Consider the following 19,252-nt stretch of genomic DNA (forward strand, 5'->3'; position numbering starts at 1 on the left):
CCTTGCGCGACAGGGCCTGTATGGGATGCAGCGACTGCCGAAGCGGTCGCAGCATGGGCGGCCGGCGCTAGGCGCCGACCGCCTGACGAAGCGTCAGAGTGCAGCCATAAGCTCGCGCACCACCGGCGCAAGCTTGGGGTCCTGCAGGGCCATATGCATGGTGGCGCGCACCAGACCAGCCTTGTTGCCGCAGTCGAAGCGAGTACCTTCAAAACGATAAGCCAGCACCTTGCCCTGCTCCTTGAGCAGCGCCTCAATGGCGTCGGTCAGCTGAATCTCGCCGCCGGCGCCCGGCGTGGTCTGCTCCAGCAGCTCGAAGATGCGTCCCGGCAGCACATAACGGCCCACCACGGCGAGGTTGGACGGCGCATCGGCCGGCTTGGGCTTCTCGACCATGTGGCGAATCTGCGCGCTGCGCTCATCGACAGGCGTGGCGTCGACGATGCCGTACTTGTCGGTGTCGCTGTGTGGCACCTCTTCGACGGCGATCACACCGGCCTGCTGCCCTTCGGCGAGCTCCGCCATCTGGCGCAGGGCACCCTTGCCCTTGTTCCAGATAAGGTCGTCCGGAAGGACAACGCCAAACGGCTCATCACCCACCACCGGCTTAGCGCACAGCACCGCGTGACCGAGGCCAAGCGCTTCGGGCTGGGTCACAAAGATGGCGCGCACATGCTTGGGCAACGTGCCCTGCACCAGAGCAAGCAGTTCGTCCTTGCCCTTCTCCTGCAGTTTCGCTTCCAGCTCGTACGCCTTGTCGAAATAGTCGGCAATCGCGTGCTTATAGCGATTGGTGACAAAGATCAGCGTGTCCGCGCCCGCGTCCACGGCCTCGTCTACGGCGTACTGAATCAAGGGACGATCCAGCACCGGCAACATCTCCTTCGCCACCACCTTGGTGGCCGGCAGGAAACGCGTGCCGAGACCGGCGACAGGGAACACGACCTTACGCAGCTTGCTCACTTACTTCTCTCCTGAATCATTGCGGCGCAGCGACACCACGTTGCCCGGCTGCGACGACTCGCCCCAGCGAAACGATGGCAGCAAATGGGATACGCAGGCGCGCAACGCGTCTTCGTCATAGGCGACCACCGCATCGGCCGCCCTGGCCATCTGAATGTTGAGCAGATCCCACTTAACCGGACGGTACTGGGCGAGAAAAATCTTCGCATGCGTCGTCTCGATGTAGTTCTCGAGGGGGTGGAACAATTCCTCGAACAGTTTTTCGCCGGAGCGCAGTCCCGTGTAGACAATCGGAATTTCCGTGCCGGGCTTACGTCCCGCCAGGCGGATCATCTGCTCGGCCAGATCGCGGATCTTGATCGGCTCGCCCATATCCAGCGCAAAAATCTCACCGCCCTTGCCGATGCTGGCCGCCTGCAGGATCAACTGACAGGCTTCCGGAATGGTCATGAAGTAGCGGGAGATCTCCGGATGGGTGATGGTCACCGGCCCGCCATTGCGAATCTGCTCGCGGAACAGCGGCACCACCGACCCTGCGGAATCGAGCACATTGCCGAAACGCACCGTAATGAAGTGAGTGTTCGAATGCTCGTTGAGGTTCTGACACCAGATTTCCGCGAGACGCTTGCAGGCGCCCATCACACTGGTGGGATTCACCGCCTTGTCGGTGGAAATCAACACGAAGCATTCCACCTCGTGCCGGTCAGCCAGATCGGCCACGTTTCGCGTAGCCATCACGTTATTGCGGAACGCCGCACGCAGCTGCGCCTGCAGCATAGGCACATGCTTGTAAGCGGCCGCATGGAACACGACCTGCGGCTTATATTCGCCGAACAGCTTGCGCATGGCCGCCGTATCGCCGCAATCGGCGAGCACGCCTTCGAAAATCAGTTCGGGATACTCCGCACGCAGCTCCTGCGAAATCCGGTAGAGATTGAACTCGCAGTTTTCCACGACGCACAACGATTGCGCCCCAAGGCGGGCCACCTGACGGCAGAGCTCCGAGCCGATCGAACCGCCACCACCCGTAACCAGTACGCGACGCCCGGTGAGCGTCACGCGAATGGCGGTCCAGTCCAGCTCCACCGTGTCCCGGCCAAGCAGGTCTTCAATCGCCACTTCCTTGATCTCGTTGAAGTGCGCGCGGCCGGAAACCACGTCCTCCAATTTGGGAACGGTGCGGTAAGGCAAACCGCTCAGATCACACAGCTCCACCACGCGACGCATTTCCTGCGTCGAAGCGGCGGGCATCGCGATCAGCAGCATCTGCGCCGCCACCTCGCGTGCGAGCTCGGGAATCTGCTCGATGCGCCCCAGCACCGGCCGGCCGCTGATACTGGCGCCACGCAGACTTTCGCTGTCATCGACGAAGCCCACGACGGTATAGCCGTTGTCGCGAAGCAGGTCGCGCGAAAGCGCCTCGCCAGCGCGATCCGCGCCAACAATCAGAACGCGCTGCGCAGGCTTGGCCTGGAACACGTCGACACGGCTGTCTTTCCAGAAGCGGTAAGCCAGGCGGGGGCCACCCAGCAACACGGCGAGCACCACGGGATAAAGCAGCAACACCGAGCGCGGTACGTCAGCCAGTCGGTTGTAGAGAATGAGTACGGCGGCAATGGCGAGCGCGCCGATGATCGCCGCGCGCAGGATGTTCCACAGATCAGGCAGGCTGGCAAAGCGCCAGACGCCTTTGTAAAGACCTGTCCAGCTCATGACGGCGCCCTGGACCAGCAGCACCAGCGGAAATTCGAGCGCATGAAAGCTGATCGCCGCGTTGTCGATCATGGCGTAGCGCAACGCCTTGGCGATCCACCACGCCAGCGCAGCCATCAGCAGGTCGTGCAACACCACGGCCGTACGCGGATGAATGACACTGACCCATTTACGAAGCGACATGACAGACCTTGTGCGAAACGCGCCGCAAACACTGGCGCTTCATGAGTATCCATACGGCGGTCGCTATCAGGTAGGTACCGATAAATACCGGCACCGCCCATGCCGGCCAGGCCCATGCAAGTGCGGCCAGCGGAGCCGCCACCAACATGTTCCAGGCCAGATAGCACGCCCCCCCTCCGGCATGCGTAAATCCACTGCGAACCAACCACTGGTAAAGATGTTCGCGGTGCGCAGTGTACCAACGACGGCCAGCCACCATACGCCCCAACAGGGTAAGCGTAGCGTCCGCTACAAAAGATGAACTGAGGATCAAAGCCGGCCAGAGCAGGTGCCAATCCACCCGCCAGAGCAGCGCCACGAGGGCAAACAGCAGCAACCCCATGGTGCCGCTGCCCACATCCCCCATGAAAATGCGGGCCCGGGGCCGGTTGTAGTACCAGAAGCCCAATGCCGCAGCCGCCAGGCTGGCTGCCGCCGTCATAAGCGCAGGCTGGGCGGCCGCATAAGCCAGCAGCGCCAGCCCCACACCGACAAAAATCACCTGCTGCGCCAGCAGACCATCAATGCCATCCATAAAGTTGTGCAGGTTGATGCTCCAGCCACCCGCGAGCACCAGCAAGGGCACCCACCACCACGACATGCCGCCCGTCGCGAGCGCAAAGGCAATCAACGCAGCCGACAGCAGCTGGATGCCCAGCCGTGGCAGCACGGGCAGGGAGCGATGGTCGTCCCACCAACCAACCGCTGCCACCAGCAAAGTGGCAGCTGAAAGCGAGAGCACGACGGGTATGGGCCACGCCGCCGGCAAGGTAAGCAGAGCAAGGGGCATCGTCAGCAGTACGGCAACGACAATGCCAATGCCGCCGCCACGCGGTGTGGGAATGGTGTGCGAGCGACGCTGCCCCGGCAGATCCATCATCCCTCGGCGATGCGCATAGGCAATCGCACCGCGCACCACGATCAGCGCGATCAACAACGAGGCCAGCACTATCCCTATCGCCAGCGAAACAGACGTCATCCGAACCTCATTCGTTGGCCACACCATGAATCGGGCGAATCGTGCTCCAGCTCTTGCAGCTCGGGCACTGCCAATGATGCGCCTTGGCACCGAAGCCGCAGCGGCTGCAGCGATACATGGCCTGGCCTTCCAGCAGCTTCTTGGTGAGATCGCGCAGAATCAGGAAATTCTCCCGCGCCTCGCCTTCGATCTTGTCCATGGTGGCATCGATCAACGCCATCAGCCCGCGCACGGAAGGACGCTGACGCAACTGCGACGTGAGGAACTCGATCGCTGTGCGTTCACCGTCGCGCTGCTGATAAAGGCGCGTGAGCGCGAGCACCGGCGAGATGCCGTGATAACGCTCAAGAATGTCACGCAGAAAATGCTCCGCATGTTCCATCTGTTGGGAGCGGGCGTAACTGTTGAGCAACGGCGGAAGGATTTCCGGCACAAAGGCGATATCCGCCTCCACCGCCTGCTCATAAACCTTGGCCGCTTCGGCGTGCTGACCTTCCTCGGCATACAGCCGGCCGGTAAGCATGAAGGCACGTACGCAATCGGCCTGACAGGCAAAGGCCTGACGCAGATACTCGCGTGCATCCTGCCGCGCGCCATGCTGCCGCGATTGCTCGGCCAGCTCGCAGTAGAACTGCGCGATCATGCCGGCTTCGTCCTCACCGGTCATGGCTTCCAGCCGGCGTGCGTGCTCAATCGCTTTGTGCCAATCGCGCTCGTGCTGGTAGATCGCGATCAAGTGGCGCAATGCCGAAGGCGCGTGCGCATCCATCGCGACCAGATCGGAGAACAAGGTTTCCGCGCGGTCGAGCAAGCCCGCACGCATGTAATCCTCGCCCAGCTCAAGCAAGGCGACCGTCTTCATGGCGTCGGACAAACCGGGGCGCGATACCAGGTGCTGGTGCAGGCGAATGGCCCGGTCCACCTCGCCGCGACGCCGGAACAGGTTGCCCAGAGCGAGATGGGTTTCCACCGTATCGCGGTTGTATTCGGCGAGTTTGAGGAAGACTTCGATCGCCTTGTCCTGCTCTTCGTTGAGCAGGTAGTTCAGTCCGCGGAAGTAGTCGGAAGAAAGCTCACTGACCTGCGCGCCGGAGCGGCGTACACCCGCCCTGCGGGCCGTCCACCAGCCACTGGCGAACGCCGCGGGTACCAACAGGATAAGGACGTACTGAAGCGCGTTCATGCACCGGCCGGCGTGGTCTTGGCCTTGGCGCCTGCTTGCTTCGACGCCTGACGACGCTGGCGCCGATGCCGTGAACTGACGCCCAGCCAAGCGGTAAGCCCGCCCAGTAGCCAGCCGATCACGAGCGCCAGCAGCAAAGCGGCACCTTTGGGCAGCTGCAGGCGTACAAACCCGAGGTCATAGCCGACCAGGTCGGCATTGAGCGCGCCCAGCACAATGCCCGCGGCAATAAAGAACAGAAGGATCAGCGTCACAATCAGTCGCATCCCGCGACTTTACCCGATTGCCAAAGGTCATCACAGGCGTGCATTCGCATGCCCTTCATAAAGCAGGTACCGCGTCAGAAAAGCACGCTTGATGTACTGAGCCGTTTAAAAAAAAGAAGGCAGGATCGGCCCTGGGGCCGCCTGCCTTCGCAAGTTCTTGGCATGACATCCGATGGCCGGATATCAATCCAGATTCAGGTTGACGCGCTCACGCAGTTCCTTGCCCGGCTTGAAGTGCGGAACGTGCTTACCCGGAAGCGCTACGGCGTCGCCCGTCTTGGGATTGCGGCCCATGCGAGGCGGACGATAGTGCAAGGCAAAGCTGCCGAAACCGCGAACTTCAATGCGCTCGCCATTGGACAGGGCGTGGCTCATCTGTTCGATCACGCTCTTGACCGCCAACTCCACATCGGCGAACGCGAGGTGGGTCTGACGCCGTGACAGCGCCTCAATCAATTCGGATTTGGTCATGGGTCCCCAATGTCCGTGACGTGAAATCGCGGGGCGGCTGAGCGCCGCCCCGCATTCCTACTGCGTACTGCTTAGTCAGCCTTGTTGAGCTGCTCCTTGAGCAGCGCACCGAGCTTCGTCGTACCGCCGGAGGCGTTCGAGTACTCGGCCATAGCGTCGTGCAGTTCTTCTTCGTCCTTCGCGCGGATCGACAGCTGCAGCTGGCGGCCCTTACGGTCCATGCCGGTGAACTTGGCTTCGACCTTGTCGCCCACCTTCAGATGCTGCGTGGCATCGTCGATGCGCTCCTTGGCGATGTCGTTGGCGCGCAGGTAACCCTCGACGCCCTCGCCCAGATCGATCACGGCGCCCTTGGCGTCCACTTCCTTCACGGTACCGTTGACGATGGTGCCGCGCGGATTGGTGGCCATGAACTGACCAAACGGATCCTGCTCCATCTGCTTGATGCCGAGGGAGATGCGCTCGCGCTCCGGATCCACGGCCAGCACCACGGCTTCGATCTCGTCGCCCTTCTTGAAGTTGCGAACGAGGTCTTCACCGGAGGCCTGCCAGGAGATGTCGGACAGGTGGACCAGACCGTCGATGCCGCCATCCAGGCCGATGAAGATGCCGAAGTCGGTGATCGACTTGATCTGACCGGACACCTTGTCGCCCTTTTTGTGCATCGCTGCGAAGGCTTCCCACGGGTTCGAGCGGGTCTGCTTGATACCCAGCGAGATGCGGCGACGCTCTTCATCCACGTCCAGCACCATCACTTCGGTCTCGTCACCAACCTGCACAACCTTGGCCGGGTTGACGTTCTTGTTGGTCCAGTCCATTTCGGACACGTGGACCAGGCCTTCCACGCCCGGCTCGATCTCGACGAAGCAGCCGTAATCGGTGACGTTGGAGACCTTGCCGAACAGGCGGCTGCCGACCGGGTAGCGGCGGGCGATGGCGACCCACGGATCGTCACCCAGCTGCTTGAGGCCCAGCGACACGCGGTTACGCTCGCGGTCGTACTTCAGCACGCGGACGTCCAGCTCGTCGCCGACGTTGACGACTTCGGACGGATGACGCACGCGCTTCCACGCCATGTCGGTGATGTGCAGCAGGCCGTCGATACCGCCCAGGTCCACGAATGCGCCGTAGTCGGTGAGGTTCTTGACCGTGCCCTTGACCACTGCGCCCTCGGTGAGGCGCTCAAGCAGCTTCTCGCGCTCCTCGGAGAACTCGGTCTCGACGACGGCACGGCGGCTGACCACAACGTTGTTGCGCTTGCGGTCGAGCTTGATGATCTTGAACTCGAGGTCCTTGCCTTCCAGGTAAACCGGATCGCGGACCGGACGGACGTCGACCAGCGAGCCCGGCAGGAATGCGCGGACGTCCTTGATGTCGACGGTGAAACCACCCTTGACCTTGCCGGAAATCTTGCCGGTGATGGTCTCTTCCTTGTCGAAGGCCTGCTCGAGGTCGTCCCATACCATGGAACGCTTGGCCTTCTCACGGGAGAGCTTGGTCTCGCCGAAACCGTCTTCCAGGGCGTCGAGGGCAACCTTCACCTCATCGCCTACCTGCACTTCCAGCTCTCCGCTCTCGTCCTTGAACTGCTCGATCGGGACGATGCCTTCGCTCTTCAGGCCAGCGTTGATCACGACGACGTCGTTGCGGATTTCCACAACGATACCCGTGACGATCGCGCCCGGCTTCAGCTTGGAGATAGCCTGTTGGCTCTGTTCAAACAGTTCGGCAAAACTTTCAGTCATGTTGATTCCAGAAATGAGAAAAGGCCTTAGGTCCTTGTGCGCACCTGTATGAATGGCGCACGGACGGTCGGCCCACCGGTTATGGGTGTCTTGGGATCGCTCCCTTGGCACCGTTGACCAATATCCCCCGCCAGGGCAGGGGCGCCAAAAGCCGCCGGCAGCCCTATCAGGACTGCACGACAGCCAATACTTTCGCGACGACGACGTCGATGCCCATGCCGGTGGTGTCGATAAAAACCGCATCCGCGGCCGGCTTGAGCGGCGCGACCGCTCGCGATGCATCGCGGGCGTCACGCGCTTCGATCTCGCGCTGAAGGGTAGCAAGTGTAACGCTGAGTCCCTTTTCCTTCAACTGCTTATAGCGCCTTTTCGCCCGTTCGGCGGCGCTCGCCGTCAGAAAGACCTTGAAGGGCGCCTCGGGGAAGATCACCGTGCCCATATCGCGCCCGTCCGCCACCAGGCCCGGGGCCTTGCGAAAAGCCAGCTGCATATCTACAAGTGCCTGACGCACCGAAGGAATCGAGGCAATGGCAGAGGCAGCCGCACCCGCCGTTTCGGTGCGCAGTTCGTCCGTGGCGTCGTGGCCATTCACCAGCACCCGGGTGTCCTCGCCGTCCGGCGCAGCGTGAAAGCGGATCTTGGTGGTCTGGGCGCACCGGGTGACTGCCTCAACGTCGGAGAGATCCAGCCCCTCCGCGCCCGCGGCATAGCCCACTGCACGGTAAAGTGCCCCGGAGTCCAGCAGCCGCCAACCCAGCGTTTCCGCCACCAGACGGCTGATGGTGCCCTTGCCCGACCCCGAAGGCCCGTCGATGGTGAGTACAGGGACGGACGAAGACGAGGTCATAGGGACTCCTGACGGCGGCGAAAGAAAACGCATATGCTATCGCGTTGGTCCTCGCACGGAACGCGGGATTTCCTGTAGCCCTCATTAGTCCGTCTGACCATGCAAGTCCAAACCATGACCGATCTGCGTCGCGAATTCGAACAAGCCGCTGAAAACATCCAGCGCCTTGGACAGCGACCGGACAACGACACCCTGCTCAAGCTCTACGCCCTCTACAAGCAGGGCTCCGAAGGCGATGTCCACGGCGAACAGCCTGGCTTCTTCGACTTCATCGGCACCGCCAAGTACGAAGCGTGGGCGCAACTGCGCGGGCTCCCCGGAGATGACGCCATGCAGCGCTACATCGAGCTGGTGCACGATCTGCTGGCCTGACCCGCCCTTCCCGCTGATCCCCGCCCCGATCTGAAGGCGCTCCGGCACAGGCCGGAAATCTGGCGCCACCCCAATCGCTTCGTTCCCGGCTCCCGCGATTTTCGCGGGATGGCCGATGGTGCCCCCTTGCTTTCAAACGCATGACCCGGGCACATTCATACGATCGTTTGAACCTTTCGGGGCCGCCATGAACTTCCCTCGCCTATTCGCCCCGCTCGATCTCGGGCATACCACCCTGCCCAACCGCATCCTGATGGGCTCGATGCACACCGGGTTGGAAGACAAAGCCAGCGACTACGACAAACTCGCCGCCTACTTCGCGGAGCGCGCGCGCGGCGGCGTTGGCCTGATGGTGACCGGCGGCATCGCGCCCAGCATTGAGGGATGGCTGGCGCCCTTCGGAGGCCGCCTGACCATGCCGTGGCATGTGGCGCGCCATCGCAAACTCACCCGCGCAGTACATGCGGAGGGTGGCAAGCTGTGCATGCAGATCCTGCATGCAGGCCGTTATGGCTATCACCCGCTGTCGGTGGCGCCATCGAAGATCAAGTCGCCGATCACACCCTTTACCCCACGAGCGCTCTCTTCGCGCGGCGTCGAACGCACCATCGGTGACTTCGTCCGTTGCGCCAGGCTGGCCCAGGATGCTGGCTATGACGGCATCGAAGTGATGGGTTCGGAAGGCTATTTGATCAATCAGTTTCTGACGGCCCGCACCAACCAGCGCAACGATGCATGGGGTGGCGATGCCGCCAAACGTATGCGTTTTCCGGTGGAAATCGTTCGCCGCACACGTGAAGCCGTGGGGCGTGACTTCATCATCATCTATCGTTTGTCGATGCTTGATCTGGTGGAGAACGGCCAGGACTGGAACGAGATCGTCACGCTGGCCAAGGCCATCGAAGCGGCTGGCGCAAGCATCATCAACACCGGCATCGGATGGCATGAAGCGCGTGTGCCCACGATCGTTACCAGCGTGCCTCGTGCCGGTTTTGCGTGGGTTACAAAGAAGCTGAAGGGCGAGGTGTCGATTCCGCTCATCACCACCAATCGCATCAACATGCCTGAAGTGGCAGAGCAAATCCTCGCCAGTGGCGAAGCAGACATGGTGTCGATGGCACGCCCGCTGCTGGCCGATCCCGAGTGGCCCAGGAAAGCCCAGGCCGGGCGCAGCGAACGCATCAACACGTGCATCGCGTGCAATCAGGCCTGTCTTGATCACGTGTTCCAGAAGCGCCGTGCGAGCTGCCTGCTCAACCCTCGTGCCTGCCACGAGACGGAGCTCCGCATCGATCCCGCTCCCGCACGCAAGAACATTGCGGTGATTGGTGCGGGCCCTGCCGGCCTGGCCTGCGCAAGCACACTTGCAGAACGCGGACACGCAGTAACACTGATCGACCAGGCAAGCGACATCGGCGGACAGTTCAACTACGCCAAGCGCATTCCAGGCAAAGAGGAATTCCACGAAACCCTGCGCTATTTCCGCCATCGACTGGAGGACACGGGCGTGACGGTCAAGCTCGGCCAGACCGCTGATGCGGCCTCGCTGGCCGGCGCCGGGCATGACGAAGTCGTCATTGCAACGGGTATCACACCGCGCCGTATCCACTTCCCCGGCAGCGACGACGCACGTGTGCTCAGCTACCTCGATGTGCTTGCGCACAACAAGCCGGTGGGCCAGCGCGTGGCCATCATCGGCGCGGGTGGCATTGGTTTCGATGTGGCGGAATTCCTTGTGGAGCACCCACCCTCCGCCACACTCGACATTTCGCGCTGGACCCGCGAATGGGGCGTGAACATGCAGCTCGACACACGCGGCGGCCTTGCACCGGCCAAGCCAGAAACACCGGCTCGCGAAGTGTGGCTGCTGCAGCGCTCAGAAGGCCGCCCCGGCGCACGCCTCAACAAGACCACTGGATGGGTGCACCGCGCCACGCTCAAGGCCAAGCGCGTCAACATGCTGGGCAGCGTCAACTACGAGCGCTTCGATGACCAGGGCCTGCACATCACTGTGGACGGCAAGCCGCAGGTATTGCCAGTGGACAACATCATCGTGTGCGCCGGCCAGGAACCCAATCGCGCCCTGGCTGACACCCTTACGACGGCTGGCATCAAGACGCACATCATCGGTGGCGCTGATGTAGCCGCCGAGCTGGATGCAAAGCGCGCCATTGATCAGGGCACGCGCCTCGCCGCCACCCTCTGAGCACCTGACCGACCTCATAGCGGGAGCGCACGAGTGCACTCCCGTATCGGGCGGCCGTGGCCCAGAAACGACAACGCCCGGCTTTTGGCCGGGCGTTGTACTGAAAAAGAAAGCGCCCCGCTGGGCAACGCGTCGATATGGGTCAGGGGGGAGGAAGACCAGATATCGCGGGGATAGCGTTGCAGCGGGGCGAGGGTCGCCGCCACCTGGGGGGAGGGGACGGTGGCGGGACGGAAGAAATAATATGATCGACGAGTTATAGAAACAAATATATATTTAGAGGCCTACTTATTCGAAAAACCTATTAAAGCCCTTGCCATGTTCGACTTCCGTCAGCTTCGTTACTTTGTAACGGTCGCCGAGGAGCTCAGCTTCACCCGGGCGGCCCAGCGGCTATACATTTCACAGCCCCCTCTTTCTCAGCAAATACAGGCACTTGAGAACGACCTAGGGGTACGCCTGCTGGAGCGCAACAAGCGCAACGTTTCGCTGACCGAACCGGGCAAATTGTTTCTTGAACAGGCCCGCCAGATCCTGGATAAGGCCGAGGAAGCACGCGCCCAGATGGCCGACGCGGCGACCGGCTTCAGCGGCAAGCTGCGCCTGGCCTATACGGTGTCGGTCACGTTCCACCCCGCCCTGCCCCAGACCCTGCTGCGCTACCGCAGCTTTGCGCCGCAGGTGCGGCTGATCCTCAGCGAGATGTATACCGAGCAGCAGTACGCTGCCCTGCTCTCGGGCGATCTGGACGTCGGCTTCGTGCGCGACGAGCCAGAGCATCAGGGCATGGCGCGCAATCTGCGCCTGGACGTCATCGACCGCGAGCCGCTGCTGCTGGCCCTGCCCTCCAACCACCCTTTGGCAAGCCGGGAAAGCATCTGGCTGCGTGAAGTGGCCATGGAGGCCTTCATCGTGCAGCCGCGCGAACTGGCCGCGACGCTGTATGACCGCCTTGCCCAGATCGCCGCCAAGGCCAACTTCCATCCGCTGATCCGCCAGCACGCCCAGCAGATCAATGGTTTGCTAGTACTGGTGGCGGCTGGCATGGGACTGGCCCTGGTGCCCGCCTCGATGCGTTCGGTGAGTCTCGCTGGCGTGAGCTATCTCCGGCTCGAGGATCCCGATGCGTTTATGCTGTTGGCCCTGGCCAGCCGGGCAGATGACCCCTCACCCGTGGTGCGGCGTTTTCTGAGCGTCATGACGGAACCGGAATGAACGCTCGTTCATGCGCGAACCGACGCCCCCCCCGATTCGCGCGAACAGCCCTGCATGAGCGTCTTTCTTCACCTTCGTGAGGCAGAATTGCTCAGTTCATCCAAAGACTTGTGCAAAGTGCGCAAGTTGTTTACTATTTCGTTCTTATATTTTCCATTAGTTCGTTTCAGGAGCTGGCCGTGAAGGTGCTTTCCTCTTTGAAGTCCGCCAAGGCGCGGCACCGTGACTGCAAGGTTGTGCGTCGTCGCGGCAAAGTTTTCGTGATCTGCAAGAGCAACCCGCGTTTCAAGGCTCGTCAGCGCTAAGTTTTGCGCGACGCACCTATGAAAAAAGGCCGCGCAAGCGGCCTTTTTTATTACGCGCACCAAAGTACTTGCCGCCGTTACTTCTCCACGAACGACTTCAGCCTCGCCAGCGCCTGATCCCACTGCAGCGCAATCGCTTCCAGCGAACGCCTCGCCTCTTCCAGGTGCGACGGCTCGAACTCCCACAGGCGTTCGCGCCCCTGTTTGACGTCACGGACCAGTCCCGCCTCGGCAAGCACCAACAGATGCTTGGTCACCGCCTGACGGGTGATATCCGTGCCCGCCGTGAGTTGCGCGATCGACATGGCACCGCCTGCGCACAGCGCGGCAACCATGCGCAACCGGGTTTCGTCGCCCAGCGCGGCGAAGATCGACGCGGATTTGCGCAATACCGGAACCTTCAGCGCCGATGGCTTTGTCACTCGACGATCAACGGTCGACATAGGCCCCGATATTTGTCATCTGCTCGGTCCAGCCACTGCTATTCATGCGGAATGCTTCGTCACGACGCGACAGCGGGATGCCATCGAAACCCGACTCCACCACCCGCAACAACGTGCCGTCCTTCACGGACTCCAGCTCGAACACCACCAGCGTCATGGGTTCCTGCGAGTAATCCATGGCGGGATCGACAGCGTAAGGATGCCAGCGGAATGACAGCACCCGCTGCGGCTCCACCCGCTCGACCAGCGCCTCGAACACGAGGTGTTCGTAGCCGGGATAGGTGATGTTTCCGCGCACAGGCTCGCCAGCGACAAAGCGCTGTCCTTTCAGGGCGACGCCGAACCACTCGCCAAACGATTCCGCATCGGCAAGCGCATTCCATACTTTTGCCAACGGGGCCTTGAGCAAGGTCTCGCGCTCAATACGATCAGTCGAAGCGTTCATAGGCAACCTCCAAGCTGCATATTGCTCCCGCCATGACCCCATTGCAACCATTTGGTTGCTCTTTATCTGAACAAAAAGAGAGGGCCAAAGGCCCTCTCTTTGTTTCTGCTTTCGACGCAATCAGGCGTAGCGGACGCCGGTGATCTCGTAACGCTTCACACCATTGGGCGCATTGAACTCGAAGCTGTCCCCCTCGCTCTTGCCGATCAGCGCGCGCGCGATCGGCGAAGACACGGCGATAAGGCGCAGTTTGATATCCGCCTCCAGGTCACCAACGATCTGGTAGGTCACGGCTTCGCCGTTGTCCTCGTCCTCCAGATCTACCGTGGCGCCAAACACGACGCGCGAACCGGCCGCCAAACGACTCACGTCGATGACCTCGGCAGTAGACAGCAACGCCTCGAGCGCAGCGATGCGACCTTCGATGAAGCTCTGTTGCTCACGCGCGGCGTGGTACTCGGCGTTCTCCTTGAGATCGCCATGCGCACGAGCCTCAGCGATGGCCGCAATGATATGCGGCCGATCGATGGACTTCAGCTTTTCCAGCTCACCGCGAAGACGCTCAGAGCCGATCTTGGTGATGGGAGCACGACTCATGCATTCAGCTCCTTGTGCAGTTCCTGCAGGCTGTGCACTTCGCCATCACCGTGGAAGTCGAGCGAATGCACCAGTGCGCGTGCGCCCGCCACCGTGGTGGAGTACGTAACGCGCTGCTGCAGGGCCTCGCGCCGGATCGAGAACGAGTCGGCGATGGCCGCCTTGCCCTCCGTCGTGTTGACGATATAGACGATCTCGCCGTTCTTGATCAGGTCGACGATGTGCGGACGGCCTTCGGCGACCTTGTTGATGCGCTCGCAAGCCACGCCGTTCTCAGCCAGATACTTGGCCGTGCCTTCGGTGGCGACGAGGCTGAAGCCACGCTCCAGCACTTCGCGCGCTACCGGCAGCAGGCGAGCCTTGTCGGCATCGCGCACCGACACGAACACCTTGCCCTTCGGCGGCGTCTTGATCGAAGCCGCTTCGTGGCCGCGCGCGAACGCTGCGCCAAAGCTGCGGCCCACGCCCATCACCTCACCGGTGGAGCGCATTTCGGGGCCAAGGATCGGGTCCACGTTCTGGAACTTCAGGAACGGGAAGATCGCTTCCTTCACCGAGTAGTACTCCGGAATCACTTCCTTCGTCGTGCCCTGCGCCTTGAGCGTGCGGCCAGCCATGGCGCGCGCCGCGATCTTGGCGAGCGGCACACCCGTCGCCTTGGACACGAACGGCACCGTACGCGAGGCGCGCGGATTCACTTCGAGGATGAACACGGTGTCGCCCTGGATGGCGAACTGCGTGTTCATCAGGCCGATGACCTTCAACTCCCTCGCCATCATGGCAACCTGACGACGCAGTTCATCCTGCATCTCGCTGGTCAGCGAGTACGGCGGCAGCGAGCAGGACGAATCGCCCGAGTGCACGCCGGCTTCCTCGATATGCTCCATGATGCCGCCCACCAGCACATTGCCTTCGGCGTCCGCGATGATGTCCACGTCCACTTCGACCGCGTGGTCGAGGAAGCGATCGAGCAGCACCGGCGAATCATTGGATACCTGCACCGCTTCGCGGATGTAGCGCGTGAGGTCGGCGTCGCTGTAGACGATTTCCATCGCGCGGCCGCCCAGCACATAGCTCGGGCGCACCACCAGCGGATAGCCGATTTCGCGCGCCAGCGCCAAGGCTTCATCGGCGTTGCGTGCGGTGCGGTTCGGCGGCTGCTTCAGGCCGATCTTCTCGATCATCTGCTGGAAGCGTTCGCGGTCTTCCGCCAGGTCGATGCTATCCGGCGAGGTGCCGATCACGGGTGCGCCAGCGGCCTCCAATGCACGCGCCAGCTTCAGCGGGGTCTGGCCGCCGTACTGCACGATCACGCCCTTCGGCTTCTCGAGGTCGATGATCTCGAGCACGTCTTCCAGCGTCAGCGGTTCGAAGTACAGGCGATCGGAGGTGTCGTAGTCGGTCGACACGGTTTCCGGGTTGCAGTTGACCATGATGGTTTCGAAACCATCCTCGCGCAGTGCGAGCGCTGCGTGCACGCAGCAGTAGTCGAACTCGATGCCCTGACCGATACGGTTCGGACCACCGCCGAGCACCACGATCTTGTCGCGGTTGGTCGGATTGGCTTCGCACTCTTCCTCGTAGGTCGAGTACATGTAGGCCGTGGTGGTGGCGAACTCGGCCGCACACGAGTCCACGCGCTTGTACACCGGGCGCACGCCCAGCGTGCGGCGCAGGTGGCGCAGCGCGGCTTCGTTGGTGTCGAGCAATTCGGCCAGACGCGCATCGGAGAAGCCCATGCGCTTGAGTTCGCGCATGCGCAGAGCGTCCAGCGCAGCAATACCCTGCGCTTCCACTTCCTTCTCGGTCAGCACGATGTCCTCGAACGCAGCGAGGAACCAGGGATCGACGCGGCTGAGGCTGTACACCTCGTCCAGCGTGAGACCTGCGCGGAATGCATCGGCAAGGTGGAACACGCGATCCGGACGCGGCTCGCGCAGCTCGCGCTTGAGCACTGCCAGGCCATCATCGGTGGTCAGGTCCAGGCCGGTCGGGTTCAGACCCGTCTTGCCGATTTCCAGACCACGCAGCGCCTTCTGCAGCGACTCGTGGAAGGTGCGGCCCATCGCCATCACCTCACCCACCGACTTCATCTGCGTGGTGAGACGGGCGTCAGCGGCCGGGAACTTCTCGAACGCGAAGCGCGGAATCTTGGTGACGACGTAGTCGATGGTCGGCTCGAACGACGCCGGGGTGAGGCCGCCGGTGATGTCGTTCTTCAGCTCATCGAGCGTGTAACCCACGGCCAGCTTCGCGGCGATCTTGGCGATCGGGAAGCCGGTGGCCTTGGAGGCAAGCGCCGACGAACGCGACACGCGCGGGTTCATCTCGATGACCACCACACGGCCGTCTTCGGCATTGATGCCGAACTGCACGTTGGAGCCACCAGTGTCCACGCCGATCTTGCGCAGCACCGCAATGGAGGCATCGCGCAGGCGCTGGTACTCCTTGTCGGTGAGCGTCTGCGCCGGCGCGACCGTGATCGAGTCGCCGGTGTGCACGCCCATCGGGTCGAGGTTTTCGATCGAGCACACGATGATGCAGTTGTCCGCCTTGTCGCGGACCACTTCCATCTCGAATTCCTTCCAGCCCAGCACCGATTCCTCGACGAGGATTTCGTGCACCGGCGAGAGGTCAAGGCCGCGCTTGGCGATCTCTTCGAATTCTTCCTTGTTGTAGGCGATGCCACCGCCCGAACCGCCGAGCGTGAAGCTGGGACGGATGATGGTGGGGAAGCCCACCTTGACCTGAATTTCCACCGCCTGCTCGAAGGTCTTGGCGACCTCGGCCTTCGGGCATTCCAGGCCGATATCCTTCATGGCGACGCGGAACAGCTCGCGGTCTTCCGCCATGCGGATGGCTTCGCGCGACGCGCCGATCAGTTCGACGTTGTACTTCTCGAGCACGCCGTTGTCGGCGAGGTCGAGCGCGCAATTGAGGCCGGTCTGGCCACCCATGGTGGGCAGCACGGCATCCGGGCGCTCCTTGGCGATGATGCGCTCCACCGTCTGCCAGTTGATCGGCTCGATGTAGACGGCGTCAGCCGTCTCCGGATCGGTCATGATCGTGGCAGGGTTGGAGTTCACCAGGATGACACGGTAACCCTCTTCCTTCAGCGCCTTGCAGGCCTGCGCGCCGGAGTAGTCGAACTCGCACGCCTGACCGATAACGATCGGGCCGGCGCCGATAATGAGGATGCTCTTGATATCAGTGCGCTTAGCCATTCGTGCGGGCCTCCTGCATCAGTGCAGCAAAACGATCAAACAAGTAACCGATGTCGTGCGGGCCGGGGCTGGCTTCCGGGTGACCCTGGAAGCAGAACGCCGGGCGATCCGTGAGCGCGAAGCCCTGCAGCGAGCCATCGAACAGTGAGGCGTGAGTCACGCGCACGTTGGCCGGCAGCGTCGCCGGATCCACGGCGAAGCCGTGGTTCTGCGAGGTGATCAGCACGCGGCCATCGTCCATGTCCTTCACCGGATGGTTCGCGCCGTGATGGCCGAACTTCATCTTCAGCGTCTTGGCGCCGAGAGCGAGGCCCATGATCTGGTGGCCGAGGCAGATGCCGAAGAGCGGGATCTTCGAATCAAGCAGCTCGCGCGTGGCGGCGATGGCGTAATCGCAGGCCGCCGGATCGCCGGGGCCGTTGGAGAGGAACACGCCATCCGGCTTCATGGCGAGCACGTCGGCCGCCGGCGTCTGCGCAGGCACCACCGTGATATCGCAGCCCTGCTCGGCGAGCAGGCGCAGGATGTTGTGCTTCACGCCGAAATCGTAAGCCGCGACCTTGAAGCGCTTGGCCGGCTGATTGAAAGCCGTGCGATCGAGGTCGTAGATGCCCGCGTTCCACGAGTACGACTCGCCGACGCTGACCACCTTGGCCAGATCCATGCCGTTGAGGCCCGGGAAGGCGCGCGCCTTGGCCAGCGCGGCCTCGGCGTCGATCTGCTCGCCGGCCACGATGCAGCCGTTGAGTGCGCCCTTGTCGCGCAGGATGCGGGTAAGCCGGCGGGTGTCGATGCCGGCGATGGCCACGATGCCATGGCGCTTGAGGTAATCGGGCAGGCTTTCGGTGCTACGCCAGTTGCTGGGGCGGCGCGGCACGTCGCGCACGATCAGGCCGGCGGCGTGCACCGTATCGGACTCCGCGTCCTCGACGTTGACGCCGGTGTTGCCGATATGGGGATAAGTGAGGGTGACGAGCTGTTTGGCGTACGAGGGATCGGTAAGGATCTCCTGGTAGCCGGTCATGGCGGTGTTGAAAACCACCTCGCCGACGGTTTCACCAGTCGCGCCCACGGCGTGGCCGTGGAACACGCTGCCGTCTTCGAGGGCAAGCAATGCGGAAATGGGCATGGGAGGCCGCCTTTAGGTGCAGCAAAGTCCGCAAGCCGCTGCGAAAGCAGCTTGTGGACCTTGGTCGAGGAATGTTGCAGGGCGGGTCGCAATTCTAGGTGCTGGGACCCTTGGTGTCCACCCGGAAGAGCTGAACACGGGCAGCTAAAAACGCCAATGGCTGACCATACGGGCGTTACACTTACGGCGTCTCACCCCTGACTGGATGTCCATGAATTCCGCCTCGCTGCTCGATCCTGCCCGCCTCGACCGACCAGATACGGATATACGGCTGGAGCCGTTTCCGTTCCTGATCGCCCATGGGCAGCTGCCGGACGAGGCGCGCGGCGAGCTGGAGCGCGACTTTCCGCGCTACGCCAGCGCAGGCTTCTTCCCTTATGACGCCAGCGACTGCGGCCCGTCGGTCAATGCGCTGGTGCAGCGCCTGAGCTCGGCCGAGTTCGCCAGCGCCATTGGCGAGCGCCTGGGTATCGAGAACCTCGGGCAGTACCCCACCCTGATTACCCTGTGCCGCTCGCTGAACAAGCGCCACGGCACCATCCATACCGACAGCAAGTCCAAAGTGGCAACGGCCCTCCTCTACCTCAACAACCTGTGGCCCGACACCAGCGATGGCTGCCTGCGATTCCTGGGCAGCATCGACAGCATCGACAGCATGATCGCCCCCGAGCTCAAGCCGCTGTACGGCGAGTTCGCGGTGTTCAAGCGCTGCGACAACTCGTTCCACGGCCACCTCCCCTACGAGGGTGAGCGCAGGGTCATTCAGGTGGCCTGGCTTACCAGCGAAGAGGAGAAGCTGCGCAAGACCAAGCGCGGCAAATTCTCTCGCGCCTTCAAGAAGCTGTTCGGTTCTCTCGATCGCAAGCTGGGCGCAGGCCGCGACCGCAACGCAGCGCACCGCGACTAGATGGTATGCAGAGGTGCGCG

18 protein-coding genes are annotated in these 19,252 nt (G+C 62.5%); 5 read left to right on the plus strand and 13 right to left on the minus strand.

Going from position 1 to position 19,252, the window contains the following annotated elements; all coding sequences use genetic code 11:
- Nucleotides 1-93 precede the first annotated feature (93 nt).
- The 8 genes from galU to cmk all read right to left on the minus strand — a co-directional run bounded on the left by galU (nt 94) and on the right by cmk (nt 8,389).
- Nucleotides 94-963, minus strand: coding sequence for a UTP--glucose-1-phosphate uridylyltransferase GalU (gene galU, locus OQE56_RS17210; RefSeq protein ID WP_267225897.1), 870 nt, complete (start codon nt 961-963; stop codon nt 94-96).
- Complete coding sequence (locus tag OQE56_RS17215; RefSeq protein WP_267225898.1) at nt 964-2,859, minus strand: polysaccharide biosynthesis protein; 1,896 nt, start codon at nt 2,857-2,859, stop codon at nt 964-966.
- The gene (locus tag OQE56_RS17220; protein ID WP_267225899.1) at nt 2,846-3,877 is read right to left on the minus strand and encodes an MraY family glycosyltransferase; all 1,032 of its coding nucleotides are present in this window, start codon (nt 3,875-3,877) and stop codon (nt 2,846-2,848) included. Before OQE56_RS17220 ends, OQE56_RS17215 begins: the two co-directional genes overlap by 14 nt.
- Before the next feature lie 7 nt (nt 3,878-3,884).
- Nucleotides 3,885-5,060 (minus strand): lipopolysaccharide assembly protein LapB, encoded by a 1,176-nt coding sequence (gene lapB, locus OQE56_RS17225; RefSeq protein ID WP_267225900.1) that lies wholly within the window; start codon nt 5,058-5,060, stop codon nt 3,885-3,887.
- A complete protein-coding gene (locus OQE56_RS17230; protein WP_267225901.1) occupies nt 5,057-5,326 on the minus strand; it encodes a lipopolysaccharide assembly protein LapA domain-containing protein in 270 nt (89 codons plus the stop codon). The genes lapB and OQE56_RS17230 overlap by 4 nt, the downstream gene beginning before the upstream one ends.
- A 183-nt stretch (nt 5,327-5,509) precedes the next feature.
- Nucleotides 5,510-5,797, minus strand: coding sequence for an integration host factor subunit beta (locus OQE56_RS17235; protein ID WP_267225903.1), 288 nt, complete (start codon nt 5,795-5,797; stop codon nt 5,510-5,512).
- Nucleotides 5,798-5,868: 71 nt separating this feature from the next.
- On the minus strand, nt 5,869-7,542 hold the full coding sequence (gene rpsA / locus OQE56_RS17240) for a 30S ribosomal protein S1 (RefSeq protein WP_038617080.1): 1,674 nt from the start codon (nt 7,540-7,542) through the stop codon (nt 5,869-5,871).
- 166 nt (nt 7,543-7,708) lie between these two features.
- On the minus strand, nt 7,709-8,389 hold the full coding sequence (gene cmk / locus OQE56_RS17245; protein WP_267225904.1) for a (d)CMP kinase: 681 nt from the start codon (nt 8,387-8,389) through the stop codon (nt 7,709-7,711).
- A gap of 114 nt (nt 8,390-8,503) precedes the next feature.
- Here cmk and OQE56_RS17250 point away from each other — a divergent pair, with 114 nt between their 5' ends.
- From OQE56_RS17250 to ykgO, 4 genes are all read left to right on the plus strand, one after another.
- On the plus strand, nt 8,504-8,761 hold the full coding sequence (locus tag OQE56_RS17250; protein WP_267225905.1) for an acyl-CoA-binding protein: 258 nt from the start codon (nt 8,504-8,506) through the stop codon (nt 8,759-8,761).
- 187 nt (nt 8,762-8,948) lie between these two features.
- On the plus strand, nt 8,949-10,967 hold the full coding sequence (locus OQE56_RS17255; protein WP_267225906.1) for an NADPH-dependent 2,4-dienoyl-CoA reductase: 2,019 nt from the start codon (nt 8,949-8,951) through the stop codon (nt 10,965-10,967).
- A 318-nt stretch (nt 10,968-11,285) separates the two neighbouring features.
- Nucleotides 11,286-12,182, plus strand: a complete 897-nt coding sequence (locus OQE56_RS17260) for a LysR family transcriptional regulator (RefSeq protein ID WP_267225908.1) — start codon at nt 11,286-11,288, stop codon at nt 12,180-12,182.
- 179 nt (nt 12,183-12,361) lie between these two features.
- Complete coding sequence (ykgO, locus tag OQE56_RS17265; RefSeq protein WP_010342887.1) at nt 12,362-12,487, plus strand: type B 50S ribosomal protein L36; 126 nt, start codon at nt 12,362-12,364, stop codon at nt 12,485-12,487.
- A gap of 77 nt (nt 12,488-12,564) precedes the next feature.
- Here the strand turns inward: ykgO and OQE56_RS17270 are convergent, their stop codons facing one another.
- From OQE56_RS17270 to carA, 5 genes are all read right to left on the minus strand, one after another.
- Nucleotides 12,565-12,909, minus strand: coding sequence for an ArsR/SmtB family transcription factor (locus tag OQE56_RS17270; RefSeq protein WP_267225915.1), 345 nt, complete (start codon nt 12,907-12,909; stop codon nt 12,565-12,567).
- A 7-nt stretch (nt 12,910-12,916) separates the two neighbouring features.
- The gene (locus tag OQE56_RS17275) at nt 12,917-13,375 is read right to left on the minus strand and encodes an SRPBCC family protein (protein WP_267225916.1); all 459 of its coding nucleotides are present in this window, start codon (nt 13,373-13,375) and stop codon (nt 12,917-12,919) included.
- A 120-nt stretch (nt 13,376-13,495) separates the two neighbouring features.
- A complete protein-coding gene (gene greA, locus OQE56_RS17280) occupies nt 13,496-13,972 on the minus strand; it encodes a transcription elongation factor GreA (protein WP_267225917.1) in 477 nt (158 codons plus the stop codon).
- Entirely contained in the window at nt 13,969-17,196 is a 3,228-nt protein-coding gene (gene carB / locus OQE56_RS17285; RefSeq protein ID WP_267225918.1) for a carbamoyl-phosphate synthase large subunit, read from the minus strand. The genes greA and carB overlap by 4 nt, the downstream gene beginning before the upstream one ends.
- Complete coding sequence (carA, locus tag OQE56_RS17290; protein WP_267225919.1) at nt 17,189-18,325, minus strand: glutamine-hydrolyzing carbamoyl-phosphate synthase small subunit; 1,137 nt, start codon at nt 18,323-18,325, stop codon at nt 17,189-17,191. Before carA ends, carB begins: the two co-directional genes overlap by 8 nt.
- A 211-nt stretch (nt 18,326-18,536) precedes the next feature.
- Here carA and OQE56_RS17295 point away from each other — a divergent pair, with 211 nt between their 5' ends.
- The gene (locus OQE56_RS17295; protein ID WP_267225921.1) at nt 18,537-19,232 is read left to right on the plus strand and encodes a 2OG-Fe(II) oxygenase; all 696 of its coding nucleotides are present in this window, start codon (nt 18,537-18,539) and stop codon (nt 19,230-19,232) included.
- The last annotated feature ends 20 nt before the right edge of the window (nt 19,233-19,252 follow it).

It is taken from the genome of Dyella silvae (genome assembly GCF_026421305.1).
Taxonomy (GTDB): Bacteria; Pseudomonadota; Gammaproteobacteria; order Xanthomonadales; family Rhodanobacteraceae; genus Dyella; species Dyella silvae.

Bases quoted from the DNA above. Each gene is read 5' to 3' on its own strand.
- OQE56_RS17215 (WP_267225898.1), bottom strand. From the start codon at position 2,859: ATGTCGCTTCGTAAATGGGTCAGTGTCATTCATCCGCGTACGGCCGTG.
- OQE56_RS17220 (WP_267225899.1), bottom strand. From the start codon at position 3,877: ATGACGTCTGTTTCGCTGGCGATAGGGATAGTGCTGGCCTCGTTGTTG.
- lapB (WP_267225900.1), bottom strand. From the start codon at position 5,060: ATGAACGCGCTTCAGTACGTCCTTATCCTGTTGGTACCCGCGGCGTTC.
- OQE56_RS17230 (WP_267225901.1), bottom strand. From the start codon at position 5,326: ATGCGACTGATTGTGACGCTGATCCTTCTGTTCTTTATTGCCGCGGGC.
- OQE56_RS17235 (WP_267225903.1), bottom strand. From the start codon at position 5,797: ATGACCAAATCCGAATTGATTGAGGCGCTGTCACGGCGTCAGACCCAC.
- rpsA (WP_038617080.1), bottom strand. From the start codon at position 7,542: ATGACTGAAAGTTTTGCCGAACTGTTTGAACAGAGCCAACAGGCTATC.
- cmk (WP_267225904.1), bottom strand. From the start codon at position 8,389: ATGACCTCGTCTTCGTCCGTCCCTGTACTCACCATCGACGGGCCTTCG.
- OQE56_RS17250 (WP_267225905.1), top strand. From the start codon at position 8,504: ATGACCGATCTGCGTCGCGAATTCGAACAAGCCGCTGAAAACATCCAG.
- OQE56_RS17255 (WP_267225906.1), top strand. From the start codon at position 8,949: ATGAACTTCCCTCGCCTATTCGCCCCGCTCGATCTCGGGCATACCACC.
- OQE56_RS17260 (WP_267225908.1), top strand. From the start codon at position 11,286: ATGTTCGACTTCCGTCAGCTTCGTTACTTTGTAACGGTCGCCGAGGAG.
- OQE56_RS17275 (WP_267225916.1), bottom strand. From the start codon at position 13,375: ATGAACGCTTCGACTGATCGTATTGAGCGCGAGACCTTGCTCAAGGCC.
- greA (WP_267225917.1), bottom strand. From the start codon at position 13,972: ATGAGTCGTGCTCCCATCACCAAGATCGGCTCTGAGCGTCTTCGCGGT.
- carB (WP_267225918.1), bottom strand. From the start codon at position 17,196: ATGGCTAAGCGCACTGATATCAAGAGCATCCTCATTATCGGCGCCGGC.
- carA (WP_267225919.1), bottom strand. From the start codon at position 18,325: ATGCCCATTTCCGCATTGCTTGCCCTCGAAGACGGCAGCGTGTTCCAC.
- OQE56_RS17295 (WP_267225921.1), top strand. From the start codon at position 18,537: ATGAATTCCGCCTCGCTGCTCGATCCTGCCCGCCTCGACCGACCAGAT.